Origin of the sequence: Frankia sp. AvcI1, assembly GCF_001420875.1 — a bacterium.
GTDB classification, from domain to species: Bacteria; Actinomycetota; Actinomycetes; order Frankiales; family Frankiaceae; genus Frankia; species Frankia alni.
Genome location: NZ_LJFZ01000002.1, coordinates 313,723 through 336,767 on the forward strand (window position 1 = coordinate 313,723; position 23,045 = coordinate 336,767).

Sequence of the window (23,045 nt, forward strand, 5' to 3'; positions counted from 1 at the left end):
CTCCGGATGTCAGGAAGCTCCGGGCGTCAGGAAGCTCCGGGCGTCGCCGGGCCGGGACGGAACACCCAGGCCCGCAGCAGCAGGAACCGGATGACGGTGGACAACAGGTTCGCCAGCACGAGGACCGTGACCTCCAGGCCGCGGCCGGGATGGTCGCTCGCCGCGTGCAGCGCGGCGAGCGAACCGCTGGTCAGCCCTAGCCCGATGGCGAACACCACCAGACCCTGCAGGTGGTGACGCCCGGCCTGGGCCGCCCCGGTGAGCCCGAAGGTGAGCCGCCGGTTCGCCGCCGTGTTCGCCACCGCGGTGATGAGCAGCGCCAGCAGGTTCGCCGCCTGCGCGCCGGTGGCCGTCCGCAGCAGGACGAACAGCACCAGGTAGGCCAGGGTGCTGNCCACACCGATGATGGCGAAGCGGACGAGCTGACCCGGCAGTCCCCGCGGCACTCCCGGCACCTGCACCCCTCCCGCCGCCCCGCCCCTGCCCTCCGTGCCGCCGCCCTCGCCCGGGCCGAGGCCGGCCGTGGCGGTCAGCGGGCCGCGGCCGAACTCCCGGCGCAGCTCGGCCAGCGGCAGCGCGCCGGTGCCCAGCGCCCGCAGCAGCCGCACGACCCCCTTGAGGTCCGCGATCGCCGTGGCGAGGACGTCGACCCGGCTGTCCGGATCGTCGATCCAGTCGACGGGTACCTCGTGGATGCGCATCCCGNCCCGCTCGGCGAGGACGAGCAGCTCGGTGTCGAAGAACCAGCCGGTGTCCTCCACCAGGGGCAGCAGCGCCGCGGCGGCGTCGGCGCGGATCGCCTTGAAGCCGCACTGCGCGTCGGAGAAGCGGGCGGCGAGCGTCCCGCGCAGGATCAGGTTGTAGCAGCGGGAGATCACCTCCCGGCGCGGCCCGCGCACCACCCGGGAGGTGCGGGCGAGCCGGGTACCGATCGCGAGGTCCGAATGCCCGCTGATGAGCGGCGCGACCAGCGGCAGCAGCGCGGCGAGGTCGGTGGACAGATCGACGTCCATGTAGGCGAGCACCGGCGCGGGCGACATCNCCCAGGCGGTGTGCAGCGCCCGGCCGCGTCCCTTCGCGTCGAGGTGCACCGTGCGTACCCCGGGCAGCTCCTCCGCCAGCGCCAGCGCGATCCCGAGGGTGCCGTCGGTGCTGGCGTTGTCGGCGATCGTGAGCTGGAACGGGTAGGGGAACGAGTCCCGCAGGTGGGCGTGTAGCCGGCNCACGCAGGGGCCGAGATCGGTCTCCTCGTTGTAGACCGGGATGACGACGTCGAGCACCGGCAGCGGTCGGCCGTCGTCCTCCACTGCCGTGCTGGCGTGCGTCTGCTCCACGGGAACGCGCTGCGCGGGGGCACCGGTTCCGGTCGCCGAGGAAGGCATCCACGTCGTCATGCTCCTCACTCTCGGTCGGCGAGCTGTGCCACCCNTGTGCCCATGCTGTGTGCCGCCTGTGAGACTCCAGCCTTCGCCCTGAGCAGTGCCGTCGGCACCCCCACCTGACCGGCGACGGCCGTGTGCTCCGGGCCTGGGGGAGGGCCCGGAGCACACGGCCGGTCTGGTGATGGCGACGGATCAGGTGGTGCGAGTGGTGGTGGTGGAGGAGGAGGTGCTGGTGCTCGCCTTGGGGGCGGTCAGGTCGTAGAGGGTGACCCCGCCGACCGTCTTCTCGGTGAAGTTCTCCGTGATCCAGGCGGCGATCTCNTGCGAGGAGTTGCTGCCGCCGTTGGCCTGGCCGNAGCCGNCGCCACCGATGAAGTAGTGGATCTTTCCTTCGGTCACGTACTTCTTGAACTGCGCCAGCGTCGGCGACGGGTCGCTGCCGTTGAAGCCACCGATCGGCATGACCGGTTCGCGGGTCGCGAGCTGGTAGCCGGCGGCGCTGTTCGAGCCCACCGCCGCCGCGACCCAGGTGTAGGAGTCGGCGTTCTGCTTGAACAGCTTCACGATGGCGTCGCTGGGCTTCGCGGCGTCGAGCAGGCCGCCCATGCCGCCGCGCATGCCGCCCCGGCCCTGGGTGGTGCCCGGGCTGCCCGTCGCGCCGTTGCCGCTGCCGCCGCCGGTCGTGCCGCCGGCGCCGCCGGTCGTGCCGCCGGGGAACCCGGGGAATCCGCCGGTCTGGCCGCCGCCGGGGAAGCCGCCCGGGAATCCGCCGGTCTGGCCGCCGCCCGGGAACGTGCCCTGGCCGCCGCCTGGGAAGGTGCCGGTCTGGCCGCCGCCCGGGAAGGCGCCGCCTGCCTGGTTGCGGCCTGTGCCGCCCGGCTGTCCGTTCAGGCGGCGCATGAAGCCGCCCGGGCCGCCGAAGCCGGCGCCGGCCGGGCCGGCCGAGGGGATCGAGCCGGTGTGCGGCGTTCCGGCGGTGGCCACCGCGTACNCGCCCGGACCGAGCAGGCCGGCGACGAGGGCCACCGCGGCGACCCCGATCGAGGCCCGGCGGGGCAGCCGGACGGTGGCGAGGAAGCCGAGCGTGGCGATGATGCCCGCGACCAGCACGGCGTAGCGGATCCACGGGTGCCAGTCGGCGGTGCGGTGCAGCAGCGTCCACGACCAGGCGGTGGTCGCGGCGATCGTCGCCGCGCCGGCCAGCGCGGCGGCGGGGTGACGCCGGTGCCGCCACAGCAGGACGGCTCCCATGCCCACCAGGGCGCCGACCGCCGGAGCCAGGGCCACCGTGTAGTAGGCGTGGAAGATGCCCTTCATCTGGCTGAAGATGATCCCGGTGACGAGCAGCCAGCCGCCCCAGAGGGCGAACGCGGCCCGCAGCCGGTCGGTGCGCGGTGCCCGCCGGGTGATCCACAGCCCGGCGACCAGCAGAATCAGCGCGGCCGGCAGCAGCCAGGAGATCTGACCGCCGACCTCCGAGCCGAACATCCGGGTCCAGCCGGTCGAGCCCCACATGCCGCCGCCGCGCCCGCCGCCGGGGCCACCGCCACCCGGGAGCGGCATCCCGCCGGCGGCGCCGTTCGCCAACCCGGCCGCGCCGCCGGCGCCCGTGCCCGTGCCCGTGCCGGCGCCGGTGCCGCCGCCCGGCAGCGCCGCGGCCGCGCCGTTCTGGAGCAGGCCGAAGCCGCGGCGGCCGCCGGCTCCGCCGCCGCCGACGCTGCCGGTCTCGTTGCCGGTGAGCCGGCCGAGCCCGTTGTAACCGAGGGTGAGTTCCAGCAGGCTGTTGTGCTGGGAGCCGCCGATGTACGGCCGTGACGAGTCGGGGACCAGTTCCACGATCGCGATGAACAGCCCGGCGGGGATCAGCAGCCCGANGCCGCCGGCCAGCGTCTGGCGGACCCGGCGCCAGAACGACGTCGGCGCGCAGGCCAGGTAGACCAGCGCGAAGATCGGCACCACGACCAGCGCCTGCAGCAGCTTCGTCAGGAACGCGAAGCTGACGAGGACGCCGGCCAGCACCATCCAGCGGGTGCTGGCCTGCTCCACCGCGCGCAGCGTCGCGTACGCGCCGGCGACCAGCAGGAGAACCAGCAGCGCGTCCGGGTTGTTGAACCGGAACATCAGCGCCGCCACCGGGGTGAGCGCGAGTACCGCCCCGGCGAGCAGGCCCGCCCCGGCGGAGAGCTGGCGGCGCACCGTCGCGTAGAGCAGCCCGACGGTGCCCACGCCCATCAGCGCCTGCGGGACGAGCAGGCTCCACGAGTTCAACCCGAAGATGCGCGCCGACAGCGCCATCACCCACAGGGAGGCCGGTGGCTTGTCGACGGTGATCGAGTTGCCGGCGTCCGAGGAGCCGTAGAAGAACGCCTTCCAGCTCACCGAGCCCGCCTGGACCGCGGCCGAGTAGAAGGCGTTGGCCCAGCCCGAGGCGCTCAGGTCCCACAGGTACAGCACGCCGGTGCCGACCAGCAGGACGATCAGCGCCGGGCGGACCCAACGTGGGTCCGGCTCGGCGGCGGCGGGCGGTACCGCGCCCTCGGCAGCGGGCCCGAGGACGGTGGGCGCGTCGTGGTCCGCCGGCACATCGGGGTCTGTCGGCGCACCGGGGTCTGTCGGCGCGGCGGGGCCCGCCGGCGCGGCGGGCTCCGTCCTGCTCCACGGCAGCCGGCGACGGTGTCCCTGAGCGCGCCGACCCCCGTCGCGCGGGATCGGGTCGGTGAGTGTGGGCGACATAGGGATCACCCTGGGCCAGCGACCTTTTGGGTCCTTGTGTTCCGCCTGTGCGGAACCTGTGAAGCTCGCCGACGACCCTCGTCCGCCACGGCGTCCCGGAACCGGGCGTGGAGGACGGGCGCCGAGGCGGGCCCGATGGCGGGCTCCGAGGACGGACGTGGAGGAGGCGTGCTCAGGCGCGGCGCATCAGCCTAGCGAGGCCCGCCGTCGGTGCGGGCCGCGCGGGTGGTGCCGCCGGCGCGGGCGGGGCCGTCGGTACGGGCGGGGCCGTCGGTACGGGCGGTGCCGGCGGTGCCGGCGGTGCCGGCGATGCTGACGGAGCCGACGGCGTCGTCGGCGCCGGACCTGGTGCCGCGGTCCAGCCCGGGGTCACGGTTGCCCGGTTGGGCGGCTCGCCCTGCGCCGAGACCGCGGCGGACCAGCGCGGCAGCGTGACGACGAAGGCCGTGCGCCCGGGTTGGCTGGTTGCCTCCACCCGGCCCTGGTGGGCCTCGACGACGGCGGCGACGATGGCGAGCCCGAGCCCGGTGCTGCCCGCGGCCCGGGACCGGGAGCTGTCCCCGCGGGCGAAGCGCTCGAAGACCTCGGGCAGCAGGTCGGCGGGGATGCCGGGGCCGTCGTCCACGATGGCGACGGTGACCTCGTCGTCGGTGACCGCCAGGCTGGCCGTCACGCGGGTTCCCGGCGGGGTGTGGGCACGGGCGTTGGCCAGCAGATTCGCCAGCACCTGGTGCAGCCGGGCCGCGTCGCCGGTGACGGTGACCGGCTCCTCGGGCAGGTCGAGCGCGAAGCGGTGGTCGGGGGCGGCGACGTGCGCATCGCTGACGGCGTCGACGACCATCCGGGAGATGTCCACCGGCTCGTGCTCCAACGGCCGCCCGGAGTCGAGCCGCGCGAGCAGCAGCAGGTCCGAGACCAGCGCCGTCATCCGCGCGCTTTCCGACTCGACCCGGCTCATCGCGTAGGTGACGTCGGGTGGGACGGGTTCGCGGGTGCGCCGGGTGAGCTCCGCGTAGCCGCTGATCGCGGCGAGCGGGGTGCGCAGCTCGTGGCTGACGTCGGCGAGGAACTGCCGCATCCGCGTCTCGCTGGCATGCCGGGCCGCCAGCGCCGCCCCGATGTGACCGAGCATCCGGTTGAGCGCCGAGCCCACCTGGCCTACCTCGGTTCTCGGGTCGGTGTCGACATCCGGCACGCGGACCGACAGCGCCACCTCGCCCCGGTCGAGCGGGATCTCCGCAACGCGGGACGCGGTCGCCGCGACCCGGCGCAGCGGGCGCAGGGTCACCCGGACGATCACCGTGCCGGCGAGGGCCGCCGCGGCCACCCCCGCCAGGGCGACGGCGCCGGCGATGGCGGCCATCTTGGTCAGCGTCGCGTTGACCTGCTTCATCGGCAGGCCCGTGACGACGGTGGTGCCGTCGGGTCTGGTGCTGCTGAGCAGCCGGTAGTCGCCGGCTTCGCCGAGCCCGCGGGTGTGCGTGCCGCCGTCGCGCGGGACGGCCGCGACGGTGGCGGTCTGCCCGGCGGAGAGAGCCTGCAGGGAGTAGGTCGTATCGATGTACGCCCCGTAGAAGCCGGAGCCGTCGATGATCGCGGCCAACGTGCCGGGCTCGACCGGCCCCGTGAAGAAGTTGTCGAGCAGGCTGGCAGCGCTCACGCCGTACAACGTCTGCGCGGTGAGCGGCACCGAACCGGCCGTGGTCCGCCAGGAGGTCGTCGTGCCGTAGCGCGTACCCGAGCCGTACCCATAGCCTGGCTCCGAACCCGATCCGGAACCCGATCCGGACCCCGATCCGGAGTCCAGTCCCGAGCCCAGGCCGCCGGGGAGCTGCTGCGGCAGCGGTGGTCCGGAGTAGTGCTGCAGGGTGCGTTCCCACCTTCCGCTCGCCTCGCCCAGCCGGCGGTCGAGCTGGTCGAGCAGGACGCCGCGCAACGCCACCGCGGTGACGAACACGATCGCCAGCGACACGGTCGCGAGCAGCACCATGAGCAGGGCGAGCAGCCGCGTCCGCAACGACCAGCGGGACGGGGTGACCGGCCAGCCGTGGNCGGTGCGGCGTCGCCCGGGACCACCGCGCCCGGAGAGCCCGGCCTGGACGGCGTCCGGGACAGTATGCGGTGCGGCTGCGGTCATGTCGATCAGTTCCGGCGGGCGCGGCGCAGGCCCCCGCCTGGCCGGCTCTGGCCGGACCGGGCGGCGCCGGCTCCACCGGGCGCGAGCTGCGCCGCCGAGCCGTACTCCGCGCGCGGCCCCGGCGCTGCGGCCGACGTGGCCGACGAGGCCGACGAGGCCTGTGCGACTGGTGCAGCGGACGCAGCCGAACCCGTGGCCCCGCCCGAGCCGGCGCCGATGGACCCGGGCACCACCGCCGCCGACCCGCCGGCCAGGCCGAACGCGCCGCCGTGGATCGTCGCGGGCGCCGCCGAGGTCGAGGAGGTCGGGGAGGTCGATGTGCCCTCCGGTCGGACCGGATAGTCGGTCTCCGCCGGTCGCAGCACGTAGCCGGCGCCCCGCATCGTGTGGATCATCGGCGGGCGGCCGGCGTCGATCTTCTTTCGCAGGTAGGAGACGTACAGCTCGACGACGTTCGCCTGCCCGCCGAAGTCGTAGTTCCAGACCCGGTCGAGGATCTGTGCCTTGCTGAGCACCCGGCGCGGGTTGCGCATGAAGAAGCGCAGCAGCTCGAACTCGGTCGCGGTCAGGTGCACCGGGACACCGCCGCGCGCCACCTCGCGGCTCTCCTCGTCCATGGTCAGGTCGCCGACGACGAGCCGCGCACCCTGCAGCGCCTCGGTGGTCCGCGCCGCCCGGCGCATCAGCCCACGCAGCCGGGCGACGAGTTCCTCCAGGCTGAACGGCTTCGTCACGTAGTCGTCACCGCCGGCGGTGAGCCCGGCCACCCGGTCCTCGACGGCGTCGCGCGCGGTCAGGAACAGCACGGGGACGTCCGGGCTCTCCGCCCGCAGCCGCCGCAGCACCTCCAACCCGTCCATGTCGGGCAGCATGATGTCGAGCACCACCGCATCGGGCCGGAACTCGCGCGCGAGCCGCAGGGCGCCACGCCCGTCCCCGGCGCTGCGCACCTCCCACCCCTCGTAGCGCAGCGCCATCGACAGCAGCTCCGCCAGCGTCGTCTCGTCGTCCACCACGAGTACCCGCACCGGTTGCATGGGGACAGCTTCTCCCGGATGCCTGGCTTCTACCTGAGACCCAGCTGTGAACTTCCTGTGAGTGCCGGAGGTGTGNCGGCATGTTCACCGATCCTCGGATCACCGCGTTGGGCCGGGGCACGGTGACCATATCGTTGCCAAGTGCATCTAGATGAAGCTTTGAGTGAATTGCGTAGGGTCCTGGACGCATCGGATCAGAGNGGATCACGAGCACCTGAGTCGTTGACGCTGCTGTGGGCGGTGGAGCGCGTCACGGCTGGCGTGCGGCTGAGTCGGTGGTCCGAGGTTCGCGCGGAGCTGGAGGCGGTCCTGGACGCGGGAAGCAGCGGGGGCGCTGACGGATCAACGGCACGGGAATTCCCGGTCGTCGCGCTACGTGACTCGCTGTTGTGGGAGATCCGCGCGGGGACTCCAGTGCCGCCTGGTGACAGCTCCCAGCAGCGCTGGTGGTTGCACCAAGAGGATCCTGCTATNGGTCTTTCCGAGCCCGCGTTCGATCTCCTGCGTGACGAGCTCAACCGTAATCGGTTCCTCGCGACGCTACGACCTTTCGTTGGTATGGTGACAAAATCGCCAGATCCGGAGATCAACTTTTGGGAGATTGAGNCGGGTGTTGTGCGGATCCGTCGCGCCGTCCACCAAAGATACGGCGGAAATCATCAGTCTGGAATTGGACCGTGTGCTGAGAGTCCTAACATATTGCTCTTCACGAACCCAATCAAGGGCAGGATTCATGGCTATTTTGATGGCTGGGGTGACGATGGATGCTTCCATTACACTGGAGAGGGGCAGGCTGGCGATCAGAAGATGGCGGGAAACAATCTGGCTGTATTGAATCATCGAGCGAGGGGCCGCGCACTTCGTCTCTTCCATGTTTTGGATAGCGGTGTTCAGTATGTCGGCGAATTCGAGCTCGATGCCGACTTGCCGTGGTACACGAGCCGGGCGCCAGGAACGCGAGGCGGTCCGATACGGTCGGTCATCATCTTTCGGCTCCGTCCGCACGGCTCCGTGCACCTCGTTGAGGCTACGATTCCGGCGAGTACCGCCACTGCCAGCCGCGTTGTCTCAGTGCCGATAGAAGAATCGAGAGTTGACCGGTATGCGGTGATCGGGCAAGAGAAGCTCGGCACCGCTGTTCGGCGGGAAGCTGATCTTGTCCGCGAGTATGCAAATCATCTGCGATCTCTTGGTCATGGGATATGCCGTAAGGCGATTCTTCCGAAAAATGAGCTGGGTCCGCTCTTTACGGACCTCTACGATGAGACGTCGCACGAGCTGATAGAAGCGAAGGGGACGGTCGCGCGTGAGGACGTTCGTATGGGAATCGGTCAACTCCTTGACTATCGACGTTTTATTGAGCCGGCCCCGCGTCTGATCCTCCTGGTTCCCTCGGAGCCGCGCCCGGATCTCTTGGACCTGTGTGCCAGCGTGGACGTCAATGTTGTCTGGAAAACGGATTCCCAGGCGGTATGGATGAGCAGTCTGGAGTTGCGATCAGGGGATCAAAAAATATGAATGAGCCGGATCTCGAAAGCCGGATGTAGTACGCGGCCTGGTGAGGGGCGATCGCCGCGGCTGCCTGCGCGGCAGTGCTGATCTTCGTGCACCGGGTCCTGCCGACCTGGTTCGGTGTCGTGAGCGCGGTTTTCGCCGCGGTATCGATCGGCGCGACGTGCGGCGTCGGGCCTGCCGTACTCGGGCGGGCTGCTGGCCCCCGTCTGGCTGCTGGCCGCCGGCGTCGCGGTGTTGTGCGTCCGAGACAGTCGATAGCCCTCGGGGGCTGTGGGCAAGGTACGCGCGCATCCCCCGAACGCCCTAGGCCAAGCGGACCTGAGCCTCGGGGGCATCTGACGATCAAGCCCACGCGGAGGGATGGTGCGCCCTGGTTGCCGGCGGCGGGTCGCGCCGGCTCGGGGACGACGGCGGCATCGGCCTGGGCGCCGACTGGAGATCGACGGCTATGCCCCGAACGGTGTCGACGGCCCTGCTCCGACCGAGGTCGACAGGCCTGGCGCTGACGGGATCGACGGCGGCGAGTCCGGGCGATGGCGGGCCTGACGGTGGCGGCGGGGCACGGCGGCGAGGCCTGGCCGCGCTACCCCATTCGGCGCGGTCGCCAAGAGCGTCGGCAGGGTCCCACGGTGACGATCCCGACGTCACACGGCTGTCACCCAGGTGACGGTGGGTGCCCCTGGGGAGCACGCTGTGGTCTGTCGGGAGGACGACCAGGGAACTGCACCCCAAGGGGGGGTTCACCCGCGCAAACTGGGTACGTGCTCCGCATGGCTCGACACCGTCGTCCTCAGTCCGCCCGCCACGGCGTGCGCCCTCGCGTGGCGCGTCGGGTGGTACTGCCCACAGCCACTCTGGTCACCGCGGGAGTCGTCACGGTGGGAACTGCCTTCGCCTGTACCGGCTCCTCCGCCGCCGCCACCGCGAGCACCGGCGTGGTCGCGGCGCCCGTCCGCGANGCCGCCGCCGAGACCGTCGCTCCCACCGCGCGGGATGCCGACGCCATCGACAAGGCGGTGCGCACCAGCCCGTACACGGCGCAGGTTCCGACCAGGGACTACGAGCTCGCCGGCACCCGCCTCGCAAGCAGCGACCCGAGCTGGGCGTACANCGAACTGCACCCGACGGTCGCGGATCTCGACCGGGCGGAGGGCGTGCTGCACCGCACCGACGGCGGCTGGAAGCTCGTCCAGCTCGGCACCTACGAAGTGGGCTGCGGCGTCGCGCCGACGGCCGTGCTCGACGACTTCGGTCTGGAGTGCCCGCCCGCGGACGCGACGGACCCCAATGCCGTCGACCCGGCTGCCGTCGACCCCGCCGCCGCGGACACCGCTCGTCCCGCCTGAGCCTCCGAACGGCGCCGAATCGTCACCTGGCGTGGCGCTATGGGCGCCCACCGCAGCCGCGGGGGCCGTCTGTACCCTCTCGGCGCGGCATGGAGGATGCTGCTTGCCGCATGGCTGCGCCCGGCACCAGGCCGGGCGGTACCAGCGGGAGGCGAACCGAGTGCCCGTTACCGAAATCGATGTACGCACGGCCGACGGTGTGATGGACGTGTACCTGCACACCCCCGACGACGACGGCGGCGGCACGACGCCGCCGGTCGTCATCTTCTATCCGGACGCCGGTGGCGTCCGGCCGGTCATGCACGACATGGCCGACCANTTCGCCGCGCGCGGCTACGCGGTGGCGGTGGTGAACTACTTCTACCGATCCGGCAAGATCTCGTTCGACGTGGNCAAGGTGTGGTCCGATCCTGATCTGCGCGCCGAGTTGATGGCCGTGATGGGCAAGGCGGCCCCGGCGTTGGTCGTGCAGGACACCGCGGCGCTGCTCGAGGTGCTGGACGCGCGGTCCGACGTGCGGGCCGACAAGGTCGCCACCGTCGGCTACTGCCGGGGCGGGCTGCTGGCCTTCACCGTGGCCGGTGCGATCCCGGACCGGGTCGCGGCCGCCGCGTCCATCCACGGCGGTGGCATCGCCACCGAGGAGCCGACCAGCCCGCACCTGCGGGCGGACGACATCAGCGCGGCGCTCTACTTCGGCGTCGCGGCCAACGACCAGTCCTGCACGCCGGAGCAGCAGGAGCTGCTCACCACGGCGCTGGACAAGGCTGGCGCCCGTTACGAGCTGGAGCACTACACCGCCGCCCACGGCTTCGCCGTCGCGGACAACCCCAGCCACGACGCCGCGGCCGAGCAGCGGCACTGGGAGAAGGTCACGGCGCTGTTTGCCCGGGAACTGCCCACCGGCTGACGCTCCGGCCCCACCGCAGCCCGGTCCGTCGGCGCGCGGTCCGGCCTGGCCGCGGCGAGCGGTCTCCTTGCCCTTCCAGAGGGTTCCGTGCCCGACTTATCCCTCTGGATAGGCAAGGAACGGGCGGGCCGGCGCAGCGGGCGGGCCTCAGGGCGTGTAGATGATGTCCCAGAGGCGGGCGGTCATGTCCGTGCTGGTGGTGGCGAGCAGCAGGCCGAACGGGGCGAAGGCGCAGCTCATCACGGTGCTGCTGTGGCCGGTGAGGGTGGCGATCGCCGCGCCGGTCGAGACGTCCCACAGCAGGGCCGTGTCGTCGGTGCTGGCCGTCGCCAGCAGCCGGCCGTCGGGGGAGAACGCGCAGCTCTGGGCCGAGCCGGGCAGGGTCGCGACGGTGCTGCCGCTACCCGCGTCGGTCAGCCGGGTGCCCTCGTTGCCGGCGGTCGCCAGCAGGCTGCCGTCGGGGGAGAACGCGCAGCCGCCGGCGAAGTTCGTGTGACCCGGCAGGCTCATGAGGGCCTCCCCGACGGAGACATCCCACAGCAGCGTGGACTCGGCGCCCNCGGAGACCAGCAGCCGGCCGTCGGGGGAGAACGCGCAGCCGTAGACCGTGCCGCGGTGGCCGTTGAGGGTGGCGATGTTCTTGCCGGTCGACGAGCCCCACAGTCGCACGGTGCGGTCGGTGCCGGTGGTGGCCACCAGGCTGCCGTCGGGGGAGAACGCGCAGCCGTAGACGGGCCCGCGGTGCCCGGTCAGCGTCACCGTCTGCCGNCCGGAGGCGACGTCCCAGATCCGGGCGGTCTTGTCGCTGCCGGTGGTGGCCAGCAGCTTGCCGTCGGGGGAGAACGCGCAGCCGTGCACGACCAGGCTCTTACGCCCGCTCAGCGTCAGCGACGTGCGGCCGGTCGCCACGTCCCACAGCCGGGTGCCGTCCTTGCTGGTGGTGGCGAGCAGCGCGCCGTCGGGGGAGAAGGCGGCGGAGGTGACGTCGCGTTCGTGGCCCTTGAGCGTGGCCCGCGCGGTGACCTCCACGCGCAGCGACGGGCGGCTGCTGCGTTCGAAGCCGCGCAGGTCCGCGGCGCCCGCCGACCCCAGCGGCGCCGGCCCCGAGGGCAGGGTGGTCGCGAGCCAGTCGGCGTCGCGGACCGGCGTGCCCGGCTCGGCATGGGTGTGGATGAGGCTGCCCGGCGCCTCGACGGCCAGGTCGAACAGGGAGCCGTCGGTCAGCCGGACGCGGGCCAGCACGGCGCCGGCGTCGAAGCGTTCGCCCGGTTCGACCAGCCAGCGGACCATCGTCGCCCGCCCGCCGGGGATGTCCCACCGGGCCGGCTGCTCCACGGGGTTCGGCCGCGCGGCGGTGGTCCGCCGGGTCGACACCGACGACGCCCAGGCCGCCGCGCCCAGCACCACCGCGAGCTCCGGGTCGACCGGGGAGAACAGCTGCTGGCCGGGCCAGTCGGTGCCGACCCCGAGCCGTCCCTCCAGGACGTCGGTCACCACCGGGATGCGTGAGCTGCCGCCGACGAGGAGCACCCCGCCGAGCTTGTCCGGCCCGTACCCGGCGTTCTCCAGCAGATGCTGGCAGCAGGCCATCGTGCGCGCCAGGGTCGGCGAGGCGAGCTGGGTGAACCTCTCGCGCTGCATGCTGACCAGCAGGCCGGCCGGGCTGAACACGTCCTCGACGACGGCGATGTCGGTCAGCTGGTGCTTGACCGCGCGGGCGAAGTCGAGCAGCTCGTGGCGGGTGCGGCTGGCCGTGGTCTGGTACATGTCGCCGGGGCCCGCCGGGTTGAGCAGCGGCTCCAGCCCCGGGCCGTAGAGACCGAGGATCTCGTCGAAGAGGATCTGGTCGAGGTCGCGCCCGCCGCAGTCGTGCAGCGCCGCGTGCGCGATCATCTCGTGCCGGCCGTTCTCGCCGACCGAGACCAGCGCCCCCTCGAACGTCCCGCCGCCGAGGTCGTAGACGAGCATCAGCGAACCGGGCTCCGGCTCGGTGCCGACCAGCGGCGACCAGGCCGCGGCGACCGGTTCGGCGAGCAGGTCCACGTCGACGAAGCCGGCGGCCTCCGCCGCCGCGATCATGACCCGGCGCAGCGGGCCGGCCGGGTCGTAGCTCGCCGGCACGGTGACGACGGCCCGGGTCAACGACTGCCCGCCGAGCTGCTGCTCCGCCTCCGCCTTCAGGGCGCCGAGCACGGCGGTGACCAGCACGTGCGCGGGATAGCCGCGGCCATCCAGGGGGACGGCGCCGTCGCGGGCCAGGTCGCGCTTGATCTCGCCGCGGTAGGCGGCGGGCCAGATCCGCTTGCGGCGTTCGGCGAGGGTACCGACGATCAGGTTGCCGCCGTCGGCGAACACCGACGCCGGCCAGCTCACGGAGCCGCTGGCGGGTTCCCGGACCGGTTCGATGNGGCCTTCGACGGCAAGAGCCGCCCGGGCACTGCAGGTACCGTAGTCGATCGCGAGGATCGGCTCGCCCACGGCACCCCCTGTCCACGACTCCGGTGGGCAGATCGTAGCGGCGCCGACCGGAGCACCGACGACACCCTCGCCAAACGGCAGGATAACGGGACCGACCGTCCGTATACGGTCGCCGCCCGTGGTTGCTCCGTGCCGTGGAGCGTCGGGCACCGAGTGGCCCCTCCGTGGCCGGGGCAGGGCGGCGCTGGCGTGGTCGACGAGCGGCGGACTGCCGGCCTCCCCCGAAAGGCCGGCAGTCCGCGGAACCACGCCGGTGCGCCCCCGATGCGGTACCTGGCCGTCTCGTCCCCCCGACGAACTGGCCTGACCCGTCGCACCGGCGTGGTCCCTGGACTCATCGTGCGGGATGCCCGCGGTGCATACCATCCCCGATTCTTCGGGGGAAAACGGTCGGCGCAGGCCGTCGAAGTCTGGTTTTCCGGCTGGTTTTTTCCGCTGGTTTTTCCCGGTCGTCACCGGCCCGGTCGGGACAACCACCGGGCGGGGTGCCAGGCAGGCCGGCGCAGCTCCAGAGCAGCGCCGCTCAGCGCCGAGATCTGCCGCGCGACCAGCCGACCGAGGTCGGCGGCGAGGCCGTCCGGCAGCGCCGAACCCTCGCCAGGGACGGCCTGTATCCGCGCCACCACGGGTCCGAACTGGAGAACGCTCACGTGCCCGGCGCTCGGGGTGTCGCGGACGACGTGCAGCCGGACCTGCCCCGAGCCCCTCCCGCCCGTACTCGGCCCGGCGTCACCCAAGCCGGCCACCGCCGGGCCGTCGCCCCCGCGTAACCAGAGCGGGTCGTCTGCCGTACCCGCGAGCGGCGGGGTGGTCGGTGGTCCGAGCAGCTCCCGGGCGAGCTCGCCGGCCCGGCGTGGGCTCGGCAGCAGCCAGCGCGTGTCGTCGAGCCGGTAGAGCTCCGCGTCGGGCGCACCCAGCCAGATGGCCTGGCCCTGGTGCACCGTCCGGCCTCCGGACGGCGGGGCCGCGGCGTCGGGCGGCCTGATCTGGCACATTCCGGGCGGCAGCGCCGCCGCGTCGAGGAAGGCGGCGAGGAACACCGCACGCAGTCGATCCGCCCGCGTCCGATCCCCCTCCTCGTCNCCGCCACCCATCCTGACGAGGGTGTGGGCGCAGGAGACGGCGGGCAATCCCACGAAAACCGGGGGACGCGGCAGAGACTGACGGTTCGGGCGGGGGAGAGGTCGAGCTGAGAGGTCGAGCTCAGTCGAAGCCGAGCTCGCGGGCCCAGAGCGCGGCGGCGGCGCTCGGGGGGATCGTCGGCGGGGCGTCGGGATGGCTCGCGATGTACTTGGCCCGCACCGTGCGCAGGTAGTCGGCGACGACGCTGGTCTTGACGTTCATCGCCCGGGCCGCCTCCTTGTGGGACAGCCCCCGGCACCCGACGAGGACCATCACCTCGGCCTCCCGCGGTGAGGGCCGGTGCAGGCGGCGCCGGCGGCGGGCGGCGTCGAAGATCCGGGCGAGCAGGCCGTGCGCGTCGGGCGCCGCGAGTCCCCACTCGGCGCACAGCTCGTCGAGATGATCCCCCTGGGCGAGGGCGCGCANCAGGTTGCGTTCGTCGGTGCCGATCTCGCCGCGCGACAGCGGNCGGCGCTGCGNGTCCTCCAGCAGGAAGCCGGCGAGGCGGGCGGAGACGTGGTAGCTGCCCGCGGCCACGGCGGTGACCGCAGCCACGAACTGCTGCGCCGGCGCCGTCTTGTCGACGAACCCGCGGGCCTGCGCGGCAATCGCGTCGAGGACCTCGTCGGGCGTCGCCACCCCGGACGTCGTCAGGACGGGCAGGCCGCGCGCGTGCAGGTCGGCCACGGCCGCGGCGCCGGAGATCCCGGGCAGATGCAGGTCGCAGACGACGACGCCGGGCGCGGCGTCGCGGTCGAACGCCTCCAGGCTCGGGGCCGGCGCGAGGACCGAGAACCCGGCGCCGGCGAAGCGGGCGGCCAGCGACTCGGTGGCGATGGGATGGTCATCGATGATCGCCACCGAGACCGGCCGGCGCTCGGCGCTCACCGCGGGCCCGTCTGCCAGGGCGCAGCCGAGGACGGTGCCTCGCCGTCGGGCGCGTCGGACGGTGTGGTGCCGTCGGACGGTGTGGTGCCGTCGGGTGGTGTGGTGCCGTCGGGCGGCGTGGACGGGGCCGGCCAGCGCAGCGTCACCTTGACGCCATCGCCCGGCCGGGCGGTGATGAGCGCCTGTCCGCCGTGCCGGCGCAGGGCCTGGTAGCTGCCGCTCAACCCGCCGCCCGGGCGGACCGTCGCCGGGTCGAACCCGACGCCCCGGTCGCGGACGACCACGAGTACCGCGTCGGCGTCGCCCTCGACGAACAGGCTGACCTCGTCCACTCCGCCGGCGTGCCGCACGACGTTGCGCAGCGCCTCCCGGGTCGCGGCGACCAGCGCCTCGCGCACCGGCACGGGCGGCTCGCCCTGGATCGCCACGAAGGGGACGAGCGCGAGGCCCTCGTCGGCGAACGCGTCGACGACCGCGGACATCATCGCCTCGAACCCGGTCTCACCCGGCTCGGGCAGGCCGTCGCCGCCGTTGCCGTTGCCGTCGCCGTCGAGGACCCGCGGGTCCAGCCCGCGCGGGTCCATGATGATGCGCCGGGCCCGCTGCGCCCCGCGGCGGGCCTCCCGCACCAACGCGGGGGAGGGCAGGCCGCCGCCGGCGACGTGATCGACGATGGGCAGCAGGTAGTCGTGGATCTCCCGGTGGGTGATCTCGCGCTGGCGCAGGCTCTCGGCCTCCCGTTCCTGCTCGACGGCGAGCCGGCCGGCGGCCCTGGCGGCGTCCTGGGCGGCGGCGGTCGCCGCGGACAGCGTCCGCAGCTCGCGGGCGATGAGCATCGCGACGACGTACCACAGGGCGAAGCCCAACAGGTCCGAGCCGAGCTTGAGGGAGACGTCCGGCAGTACCGCCAGGCTCCACGCCGTCATCAGGATGACCACCGCGAACACGGCGAGCAGCCCGAGCCCCAGGCCGAACCCGACGCCGGCCGAGGCCACCAGGCTGAACGGCACCAGTTCGGTCATCAGCTTGTTGCGCTCGTGCGCCTGCGCCGCGCGGGAGCCGACCAGCATCAGCGCCACGCAGAAGGCAACGTCGGTGAGCACCAGCCGCTGGGAGAGCCGGCCCGGCCCGTGCCAGGCCCGCCAGGCGAACCAGCTCGCCTCGCCGGCCGCGGCGACCACGATCAGCACGGCGAGCCAGGGGTGACGCAGNCGGTCCCACCCGAACAGCGGGATGACCACGAACGTGGCGCACGCGGCCCGCGCATACCCGACCATCCGCGACATGCGCTGCTCGGTGCGGTGGACGATGGCCCAGGGCGAACCCGCGGAACCGTCCAACCCGGTCATAGGTCGCAACGGTAGTGATNGAGCGGTGGCACGGCCNCCCCCCGCGTCTGATCCGGTCGTCTGCGGTGTGCGTCGGGCCTTCCGTGGGAACCGCCACGAGATGGAGACCATCTGCCTCATCCCTGCTCCGGGGTCGGGTCAGGGCGCGGAGGGGGGCAGCGCGGTCCTGCCGCCGCCCGGCCCGGGCCCGCTTCCGACGCCTCCGGACCCCGTCCCGCCGACGCCCGTCCCCGATCCGGTGCCGCCGGGCCCCGGGCCGGATCCCGTCCCACCGGGCCCCGGGCCGGATCCGGTGCCGCCCGGCCCCGGGCCGGATCCCGTCCCTCCCGGCCCGGGGCCCGATCCCGTTCCGCCGGGCCCCGGCCTCGATCCGCAGCCCGGCCCGGGGCCGGTGCCGCCCCCGCTCTGACCGTGCGCCGGTCGTGACCACGTTCTCGCCGTGACCACGTTCTCGCCGTGACCACGTGCCCGCTGTGACCACGTGCCCGCCGTGATCATGGGCTGGCCGTGGCCACGCCAGGAGTTGGCCGTGCGGTATGGGGCGGGGAGACGCGAAGGCTGGTGGCGGAGCGGGTACACCCAGGTCATGACGCACCGACCCGAGGGCATCCCCGCCCCCAACCTGGCCGACGACGACCTCGTCCGCGAGCTGCGGCACCTCCACCGCACCAGGCACGACGCCTTCATCGCCGGCAGCGAGGACGCGTTCGAGACCCACACGGCGCGCATGTTGGAGCTCGAACGCGAGTACCTGCGCCGCTTCCCGCAGGCCGCCAGCCCCGATCCACGGCGCACCCGGGCCGGCCGGCGCCGCGCCGCCGGCGTCGCGGGCTGAGCTGGTCGGCTGGCGTCACGGAGAGGTGGGCTACCCGCCGATCCTTTCTGTCACCGGTCGCGTGCGTAGCCGTGCCGAGGTCTGGGCACGCTTTTGACGCTCAAAACCGTGCCCAGACCTCGGCACGATGTGTCCGCAATCTGGCCGAGATGGCGACGGGCGGTCGCGCCGCGCCTGAGAGGGACCCACGTGGAACGCGCACCGGCTAGGCGCCGGTCAGGGTGTCGACGTAGATGTCGAACAGGGCGTTCGCGTCCGGCGCGAGGTAGGCGTGGCCGCCGGTGGCCCCGGCCAGGCGTTGCAGGCTGGCGAGATCCGCGCCGGGATCGCAGCCGATCACGATGAGCTGGACGGGCCGGTGCGGATCTGCGGCGGCCCGCAGCGCGGAGACAGCCTGGTCGAGCGTGGGCTCGGCACTCGCCGTCGCGCGCCGCCCCGGCTGCTCCCCGTCGGGGTGATCGTCGCCGCCGGTGTCCGCGTCACCGTCGGTGAACAGGACGACCCGGTTGAGCCGATCAGCGGCGTACCGGTCGGTCAGCTCGCGCACGGCCGCGACGGCGGTCGAGTACAGGTCGGTGCTGCCGCCGGGCTTCAGGGCCGCCAGCGAGGCGGTCAGGTCGTCGCGCTGGGTGCCGGCGTGGCCCGCGCCGGCGTGGCCCGCAGCGTTCAGCCGGGCGAGCGGGGCGAGCTCCCGGTGGCCGTCGGGCAGTTCGGCGGAGGACTGCCAGAGGCCGACCTGGCTGTCCGGTGCGAACAGCCGCAGGCCGGTCATCGCCGCGTCCGTGGCCGCCTGGAGGCGGGTGCGACCGGCGTCGCTCGTCAGCGGCAGCGCCATGGAGCCGGAGGTGTCGAGCACGGCGAGGGTGGCCCCGCGTTCACGGCTGTGCCGGAAGAAGCGGCGCGCGGTTCCGAGCACGCTGTCCGAGGCGTCCGTACTGGCGAGCTTCGGCGGGGTGGAACGCACGCCGTCGGTCGCGTTGAGCGTCGCCGCCAGCCCGCCCGGATCGTCGCGGCCTGCCAGCTCCGCGGGGGTGCGGAAGCCGGCCGCGGTCAGGGCTCGCCGCCCGGCGTCGCCGCGCAGGTAGGCGGCGAAGGCGTCCGCCGCGGCGTGCCTGGGCGCCGAATCCGTCGTCCGCTTCAGGACGATGTAGGGCACCGTCGCCGTGAACGCGCCGTCGGCGGGATAGGAGGCGACGAGGGTCGTCGCGGACAGGGGGCCCGTCCGCGCCGTCAGCGTCCGGTTGTAGGCGATGACGTCGGACTCCAGGGCGGGGAAGGCCGACGGCGCGCTGCCGGCGGCGCCGTTCTCCGTACCGCCGTCGCGGACCGAGTCGAACAGCTGGTGGTCGTACTGCGGCAGCCAGTCGATCGAGCGCTCCAGGTGCAGCACCGTGGCCTGGGCCGCGCGGTCCTGGTCGAAGGTGCCCGGTGTCATGTCCGCGGGGGCCAACCGCCGCGCCGCGCCGACCGTGCCGATGACCGCCCGCAGCGCCGCCGCCGAGTTCTCGGGGTTGGCCATGGCGAGCCGGAACTCGCCCCAGCGGGGCTCCCCGCGGTCCGGCCAGAAGGCCGTCCTGTCCGCATCGGCCGCGAGATCGGCCCAGGTCAGGTGATGTTCCGGCCAGCCGAGCCGCTGTGCCATCAGCCGGGGCATGGCGATGACGACGGGGGAGCCGGCGATCGTCGTCGCCCGCGCCGGCAACTGCTGCGCCGCGGTGTTCGACTCCTGCCCCAGCTCCAGCCAGTCCGCCGACTCGGGGATCCACACGTCCGGAACGGTCGAACCGGGCGTGGTCGCCCGCGACAACGCGTCGAGTGCCCGGTCGGACGGCGTGGCGGACACGTCGAAGGTCACGCAGGGCCCGTCCTGGTCGGAGTGCGCCCGGCTGAACTCGGCGGCCAGCCGGCTGATCGGCGCGGCCAGGGTCGGGGCTGTGGTGATCGTCAGCGTGGTCCGGGTGGTGCCGTCGGCGCACTCCTCCGGCGAGCCGCCGTGCCAGACGGAGGCCGCCGCGAACCCGATGCCGGTGACCGTGAGACCGCCGAGGACGAGCAGGGCGGCACTGCTGACCGCGCCGAGACCGATCCCGCGGGCCCGCCAGCCCCGGCGCCGCCCGTCCGGGCCGACCCGTCCCGGCCGCGCGGACCGTCCGACTCGTCCGGGCCGTCCGGGCCCTTCCGGCCGTCCGGGCCGTTCCGGCTGTTCGGACCGCTCAGGCCCGGTGAACCGTCCGCGCGCTGACCTGCGGACACGCCGGTCAGGCGGGTCAGGCCGGTCAGGCCGGCGCGGCCGGGCGCCGTGACTGCCTCCACCTGGGGACCGATGACGGGCGCCGGACACACAGACGTCCTTTCACGGGAGGCGCCGTGCCTGTTCCGAACCCGCCGCCACCACGATGATGTGACTACTTCTCCCGCCGAGCCCACCGCGCAACGGTCGACCGCGCTCCCCGCCGTCCCCCGCCGATTCGGGAATCGGGAGCGTTGTGCCTCGTATCGGTTTTCGTGCCGCCGATACTGCCCAGCCGCGGGCCGGTCGTCAGCTCATCTTGGAATGCCGGGGCTCGGCGTTGTTCCTCCGTTTCCTACGTCGTCGGCATGGTGTCCTACCAGCCCCGATGTTCGCTCTACGGCGGACGGCCGCGGCTCAGGCGTCGGCGGCCACGAGATCGGCGTAGGCCGGATGGCGTTCGATGAACGCGCGGATGTAGGGGCACTGCGGGACCACGGCGAGGCCCTGCCGGCGAACATCGTCCAGTGCCGCGGTGGCGAGGGTGGAACCCACCCCCTGGCCGGAGAACTCCGGACTCACCTCGGTGTGGATGAAGACGATCCGATCCGGCCGCTTCTGGTACTGCACGAAACCGGCGATCTCGCCGGCGGGCGTGATCGCCTCGTAGCGGAAGCGTGCGGGATTATCGGTGACAGACAGGTCCATGGGGGCATCCTCCTCGATGCCGGCGAGGTCGGCAGGGGTGTCGGCGTCCGCGGGGGTGCCGAGGCCGTCGCAGGCGACCCGGCCGACGGCGTCGGGATGGGCGCGCAGCCAGGCCCGCGCGCCGACCTCCCCGCGGGCGAGGCCGGCGACGTCGGCCCAGATCGCCCGGCGCAGCAGGACGGGATGGCCCGGCTGGCCGCGGTAGGTGGCGGTCAGCGCCGCGTATCGCCGGTACGCCCCGGCCGGCGCGGCGGCGTCGACCAGGCGGCGGACCGCCGCCGCGGTCAGGCCGGGCTGGTCGACCAGCGTCACGACCGCGGCCTGGGCGCCGGTGCCGCCGAGAGCGTCGAGCCCGGCTCGCAGGGAGGCGCCGATCCCCTCGGCCCAGCCCTGCGCCCGCACCAGCCGCGGCTCCGCCCACCCGAGACGCCCCGTCGCCTCGCCGCCCGCCCCGCCGGCACGCTGCTGGGCCCGCCCCACAGAGTCGCCCGCCCCGCGGTACGCGGCGGCAGCGGTGAGGGCCGCGGCGACCTCGTCCGCGGCGGCGCCGACGACGACCACGACCGGCGAGCAGGCGCCGGCGGCGAGCATCCGGACCCCCCGCGCGGCGAGGGTCTCACCGCCGAACTCGACCAGCGCCTTGGCGCGCCCCATCCGCCGCCCCGCCCCGGCCGCCAGCAGCAGGCCGGCGACCGTGGGCGGGCCGGCATCCTCGGGCGGGGGCGTGTCCGGTGCGTCGTCCATCGGGGTCAGGCATACCCCACCGGGTGGGGTGTGCCGGTCAGTCGCCGGGGCCCAGGACCAGGCGGGGACGGATCCGGCGCTGGAGGAAGTCGAGGATCCGCACGTCGAAGACGGCGTTGTCGTCGCCGGCGACCATGTGATGCGCCCCGGCGACGTCGCAGTACTCCGCGTGCGGGGCGAGGTCGAGAAACCGGCGGGCGTCGTCCTCGCCGAGCACGTCGGACTGGCCGCCCCGCACGAGCATGGTCGGGATCCGCAGCCTCGTCACGATGGCGGACAGCTCCTCCAGCGGCGTGCGCAGCCGCAGCCGCGGGTCGTGGCCCTCGGGCGGGAAGACGAACGCCGGGTCCCAGTGCCAGTACCAGCGGCCGTCGGCGAAGCGCAGGTTCTTGCGCAGCCCGGCCGGGTCGCGGGGGCGCTCCCGGTGCGGCAGGTAGGCGGCGACCGCGTCGGCGGCGTCCTCGACGGAGGCGAAGCCGTCCGGCGCGGCCCGCATGAAGTCCATGATCCGTCCGGTGCCCCGGGGCTGCAGGAACGGCGACACGTCGACGAGGACCAGGCCGCGCGCGACGTCGGGGTCGCGGCCGACGGCGGCGAGGGAGGCGATGCCGCCCAGCGAGGCGCCGATGAGCACCGGCGGCCGGCCGAGGGCGCGGCGCAGGGCGAGCACGTCGTCGGCGAAGGCGTCGAGCGCGTAGTCGCCCTCGGGGGACCAGCCGGAGTCGCCGTGGCCGCGCAGGTCCACCGTGAGGGTGTACCAGCCGTCCGCACCGAGCCGGCGGGCGGTGCGCCGCCAGGAGTGACGAGTCTGGCCGCCACCGTGGAGTAACACCACCGGAGGATCGGTGTCGTCGCCGTAGGCGTCCGCGGCGAGGGTCAGCCCGCCGCTGGGGATGCGCAGGGACGGGCCAGAGGTCGCCGAGGCCAGCTGTCCACTGTCGGAGTTCGTAGGCACGTAGGTCAGTATGAGCACACTCTTCGCCCGCGCGCCCCCGTGCCGNGACCGTCCCGGGCCCGCGCCGCGGCCAGCCCGCGCCGGACGACGCAGGTCAGGCGGTGGGTGCCGGGCGGCGGTGCTCAGACCTTGGTCGACTCCGCCGGCTTGCGCTCCGGCCGCCAGGCGGTCACCAGCAGCAGGGCAGCCCCGCCCACGCCGAGCAGGATCGCGATCAGGCCGCCGGCCCAGCCGTCGAGTTCGATGCCGATCGCGTGGTCCAGCGACGCCTTGNCGGGGCCGAGGATGCCGATCGCCGCGCAGACGGCCGCGATCATCAGGACGTACTCGTAACCCTGGCCCGGCTTGAAGATGAAGAAGCCGTTGGTGCGGTGCGCCGTGATGCCCGCGACGACCATCGTGCCGATGATGCCGCCGGCACTGAACGGCGTGAGGAAGCCGAAGACCAGCCCGAATCCCGCGGCGAGCTCGACGAGCCCGGAGGTCCAGGCGTGCACGATGCCCGGACGCAGACCCATGCTCTGGAACCAGCCGGCCGTGCCCTTGATCCCGCCAGGCCCCCAGACGTGGTTGTAGCCGTGGGCGACCAGAGTGAGACCCACGATGACCCGGAGCACCAGGGCCNCGGTGTCAGGCGATGTCACGTGTCTCCTCCTCGGGACGGGCTGCCTGCGTG

General features: G+C 73.5%; 9 protein-coding genes and 17 pseudogenes. 5 read left to right on the forward strand and 21 right to left on the reverse strand.

Features of this window, described 5'->3' with window-relative positions:
• Positions 1-26 precede the first annotated feature (26 nt).
• From UK94_RS38790 to UK94_RS03600, 10 genes and pseudogenes are all read right to left on the reverse strand, one after another.
• Positions 27-393 (reverse strand): GtrA family protein (locus UK94_RS38790; RefSeq protein ID WP_235486343.1); only part of this gene is annotated, 367 nt, incomplete at its 5' end.
• 1 nt (position 394) lies between these two features.
• Positions 395-705, reverse strand: a pseudogene (locus UK94_RS38795) (glycosyltransferase family 2 protein); the annotation flags it as partial.
• A gap of 1 nt (position 706) precedes the next feature.
• A pseudogene (locus tag UK94_RS38800) lies at positions 707-1,041 on the reverse strand (glycosyltransferase family 2 protein); the annotation flags it as partial.
• 1 nt (position 1,042) lies between these two features.
• Positions 1,043-1,222: pseudogene (locus UK94_RS38805) on the reverse strand (glycosyltransferase); the annotation flags it as partial.
• A gap of 1 nt (position 1,223) precedes the next feature.
• Positions 1,224-1,394 (reverse strand): annotated as a pseudogene (locus UK94_RS38810) (glycosyltransferase family 2 protein); the annotation flags it as partial.
• A gap of 350 nt (positions 1,395-1,744) precedes the next feature.
• Positions 1,745-2,373, reverse strand: a pseudogene (locus tag UK94_RS38815) (glycosyl transferase); the annotation flags it as partial.
• 1 nt (position 2,374) lies between these two features.
• Positions 2,375-3,256 (reverse strand): annotated as a pseudogene (locus UK94_RS38820) (glycosyl transferase); the annotation flags it as partial.
• 1 nt (position 3,257) lies between these two features.
• Positions 3,258-4,115, reverse strand: a pseudogene (locus UK94_RS38825) (glycosyltransferase family 39 protein); the annotation flags it as partial.
• Positions 4,116-4,287: 172 nt separating this feature from the next.
• Positions 4,288-6,132 carry a HAMP domain-containing sensor histidine kinase gene (locus UK94_RS03595; RefSeq protein WP_235486418.1) on the reverse strand — a complete coding sequence of 615 codons (1,845 nt, stop codon included), beginning with the start codon at positions 6,130-6,132 and terminating at the stop codon, positions 4,288-4,290.
• 470 nt (positions 6,133-6,602) lie between these two features.
• Positions 6,603-7,289, reverse strand: a pseudogene (locus UK94_RS03600) (response regulator transcription factor); the annotation flags it as partial.
• A gap of 1,011 nt (positions 7,290-8,300) precedes the next feature.
• Here UK94_RS03600 and UK94_RS38830 point away from each other — a divergent pair.
• The 4 genes and pseudogenes from UK94_RS38830 to UK94_RS03610 all read left to right on the forward strand — a co-directional run.
• On the forward strand, positions 8,301-8,807 hold the full coding sequence (locus UK94_RS38830; protein WP_235486345.1) for a hypothetical protein: 507 nt from the start codon (positions 8,301-8,303) through the stop codon (positions 8,805-8,807).
• A 1,545-nt stretch (positions 8,808-10,352) separates the two neighbouring features.
• Positions 10,353-10,468, forward strand: a pseudogene (locus UK94_RS38835) (dienelactone hydrolase family protein); the annotation flags it as partial.
• Position 10,469: 1 nt separating this feature from the next.
• Positions 10,470-10,542 (forward strand): annotated as a pseudogene (locus UK94_RS38840) (hypothetical protein); the annotation flags it as partial.
• Between the two features lies 1 nt (position 10,543).
• Positions 10,544-11,060, forward strand: a pseudogene (locus UK94_RS03610) (dienelactone hydrolase family protein); the annotation flags it as partial.
• A 147-nt stretch (positions 11,061-11,207) separates the two neighbouring features.
• On the opposite strand, the pseudogene UK94_RS38845 reads toward UK94_RS03610, so the two are convergent.
• The 6 genes and pseudogenes from UK94_RS38845 to UK94_RS03630 all read right to left on the reverse strand — a co-directional run.
• Positions 11,208-11,619, reverse strand: a pseudogene (locus tag UK94_RS38845) (hypothetical protein); the annotation flags it as partial.
• Position 11,620: 1 nt separating this feature from the next.
• Positions 11,621-11,828, reverse strand: a pseudogene (locus UK94_RS38850) (hypothetical protein); the annotation flags it as partial.
• 1 nt (position 11,829) lies between these two features.
• Positions 11,830-13,467, reverse strand: a pseudogene (locus UK94_RS03615) (Hsp70 family protein); the annotation flags it as partial.
• A 523-nt stretch (positions 13,468-13,990) separates the two neighbouring features.
• Positions 13,991-14,620: hypothetical protein (locus tag UK94_RS03620; protein ID WP_235486346.1), on the reverse strand; the 630-nt coding region annotated here is incomplete at its 5' end.
• A gap of 520 nt (positions 14,621-15,140) precedes the next feature.
• A pseudogene (locus tag UK94_RS38855) lies at positions 15,141-15,548 on the reverse strand (response regulator); the annotation flags it as partial.
• Positions 15,545-16,759, reverse strand: a 1,215-nt coding sequence (locus tag UK94_RS03630) for an ATP-binding protein (RefSeq protein WP_235486349.1), incomplete at its 5' end; no start/stop codon positions are given. The gene UK94_RS03630 and the pseudogene UK94_RS38855, both read right to left, overlap by 4 nt.
• A gap of 724 nt (positions 16,760-17,483) precedes the next feature.
• Between UK94_RS03630 and UK94_RS03635 the strand changes: the two genes are divergently transcribed.
• On the forward strand, positions 17,484-17,732 hold the full coding sequence (locus tag UK94_RS03635) for a DUF6158 family protein (RefSeq protein WP_011601946.1): 249 nt from the start codon (positions 17,484-17,486) through the stop codon (positions 17,730-17,732).
• A 205-nt stretch (positions 17,733-17,937) separates the two neighbouring features.
• On the opposite strand, the gene UK94_RS03640 is transcribed toward UK94_RS03635, so the two are convergent.
• The 5 genes and pseudogenes from UK94_RS03640 to UK94_RS03655 form a co-directional block, all read right to left on the reverse strand.
• Positions 17,938-20,073, reverse strand: coding sequence for a substrate-binding and VWA domain-containing protein (locus UK94_RS03640; protein ID WP_055748698.1), 2,136 nt, complete (start codon positions 20,071-20,073; stop codon positions 17,938-17,940).
• A 306-nt stretch (positions 20,074-20,379) separates the two neighbouring features.
• Complete coding sequence (locus tag UK94_RS03645; RefSeq protein ID WP_011601949.1) at positions 20,380-21,414, reverse strand: GNAT family N-acetyltransferase; 1,035 nt, start codon at positions 21,412-21,414, stop codon at positions 20,380-20,382.
• Positions 21,415-21,451: 37 nt separating this feature from the next.
• Positions 21,452-22,414: alpha/beta hydrolase (locus tag UK94_RS03650; RefSeq protein ID WP_313949445.1), on the reverse strand; the 963-nt coding region annotated here is incomplete at its 5' end.
• A 77-nt stretch (positions 22,415-22,491) separates the two neighbouring features.
• Positions 22,492-22,642: pseudogene (locus UK94_RS38860) on the reverse strand (DoxX family protein); the annotation flags it as partial.
• Between the two features lies 1 nt (position 22,643).
• A pseudogene (locus UK94_RS03655) lies at positions 22,644-22,993 on the reverse strand (DoxX family protein); the annotation flags it as partial.
• Positions 22,994-23,045 lie beyond the last annotated feature (52 nt).

Bases quoted from the DNA above. Each gene is read 5' to 3' on its own strand.
- UK94_RS03635 (WP_011601946.1), top strand. From the start codon at position 17,484: ATGACGCACCGACCCGAGGGCATCCCCGCCCCCAACCTGGCCGACGAC.
- UK94_RS03645 (WP_011601949.1), bottom strand. From the start codon at position 21,414: ATGGACGACGCACCGGACACGCCCCCGCCCGAGGATGCCGGCCCGCCC.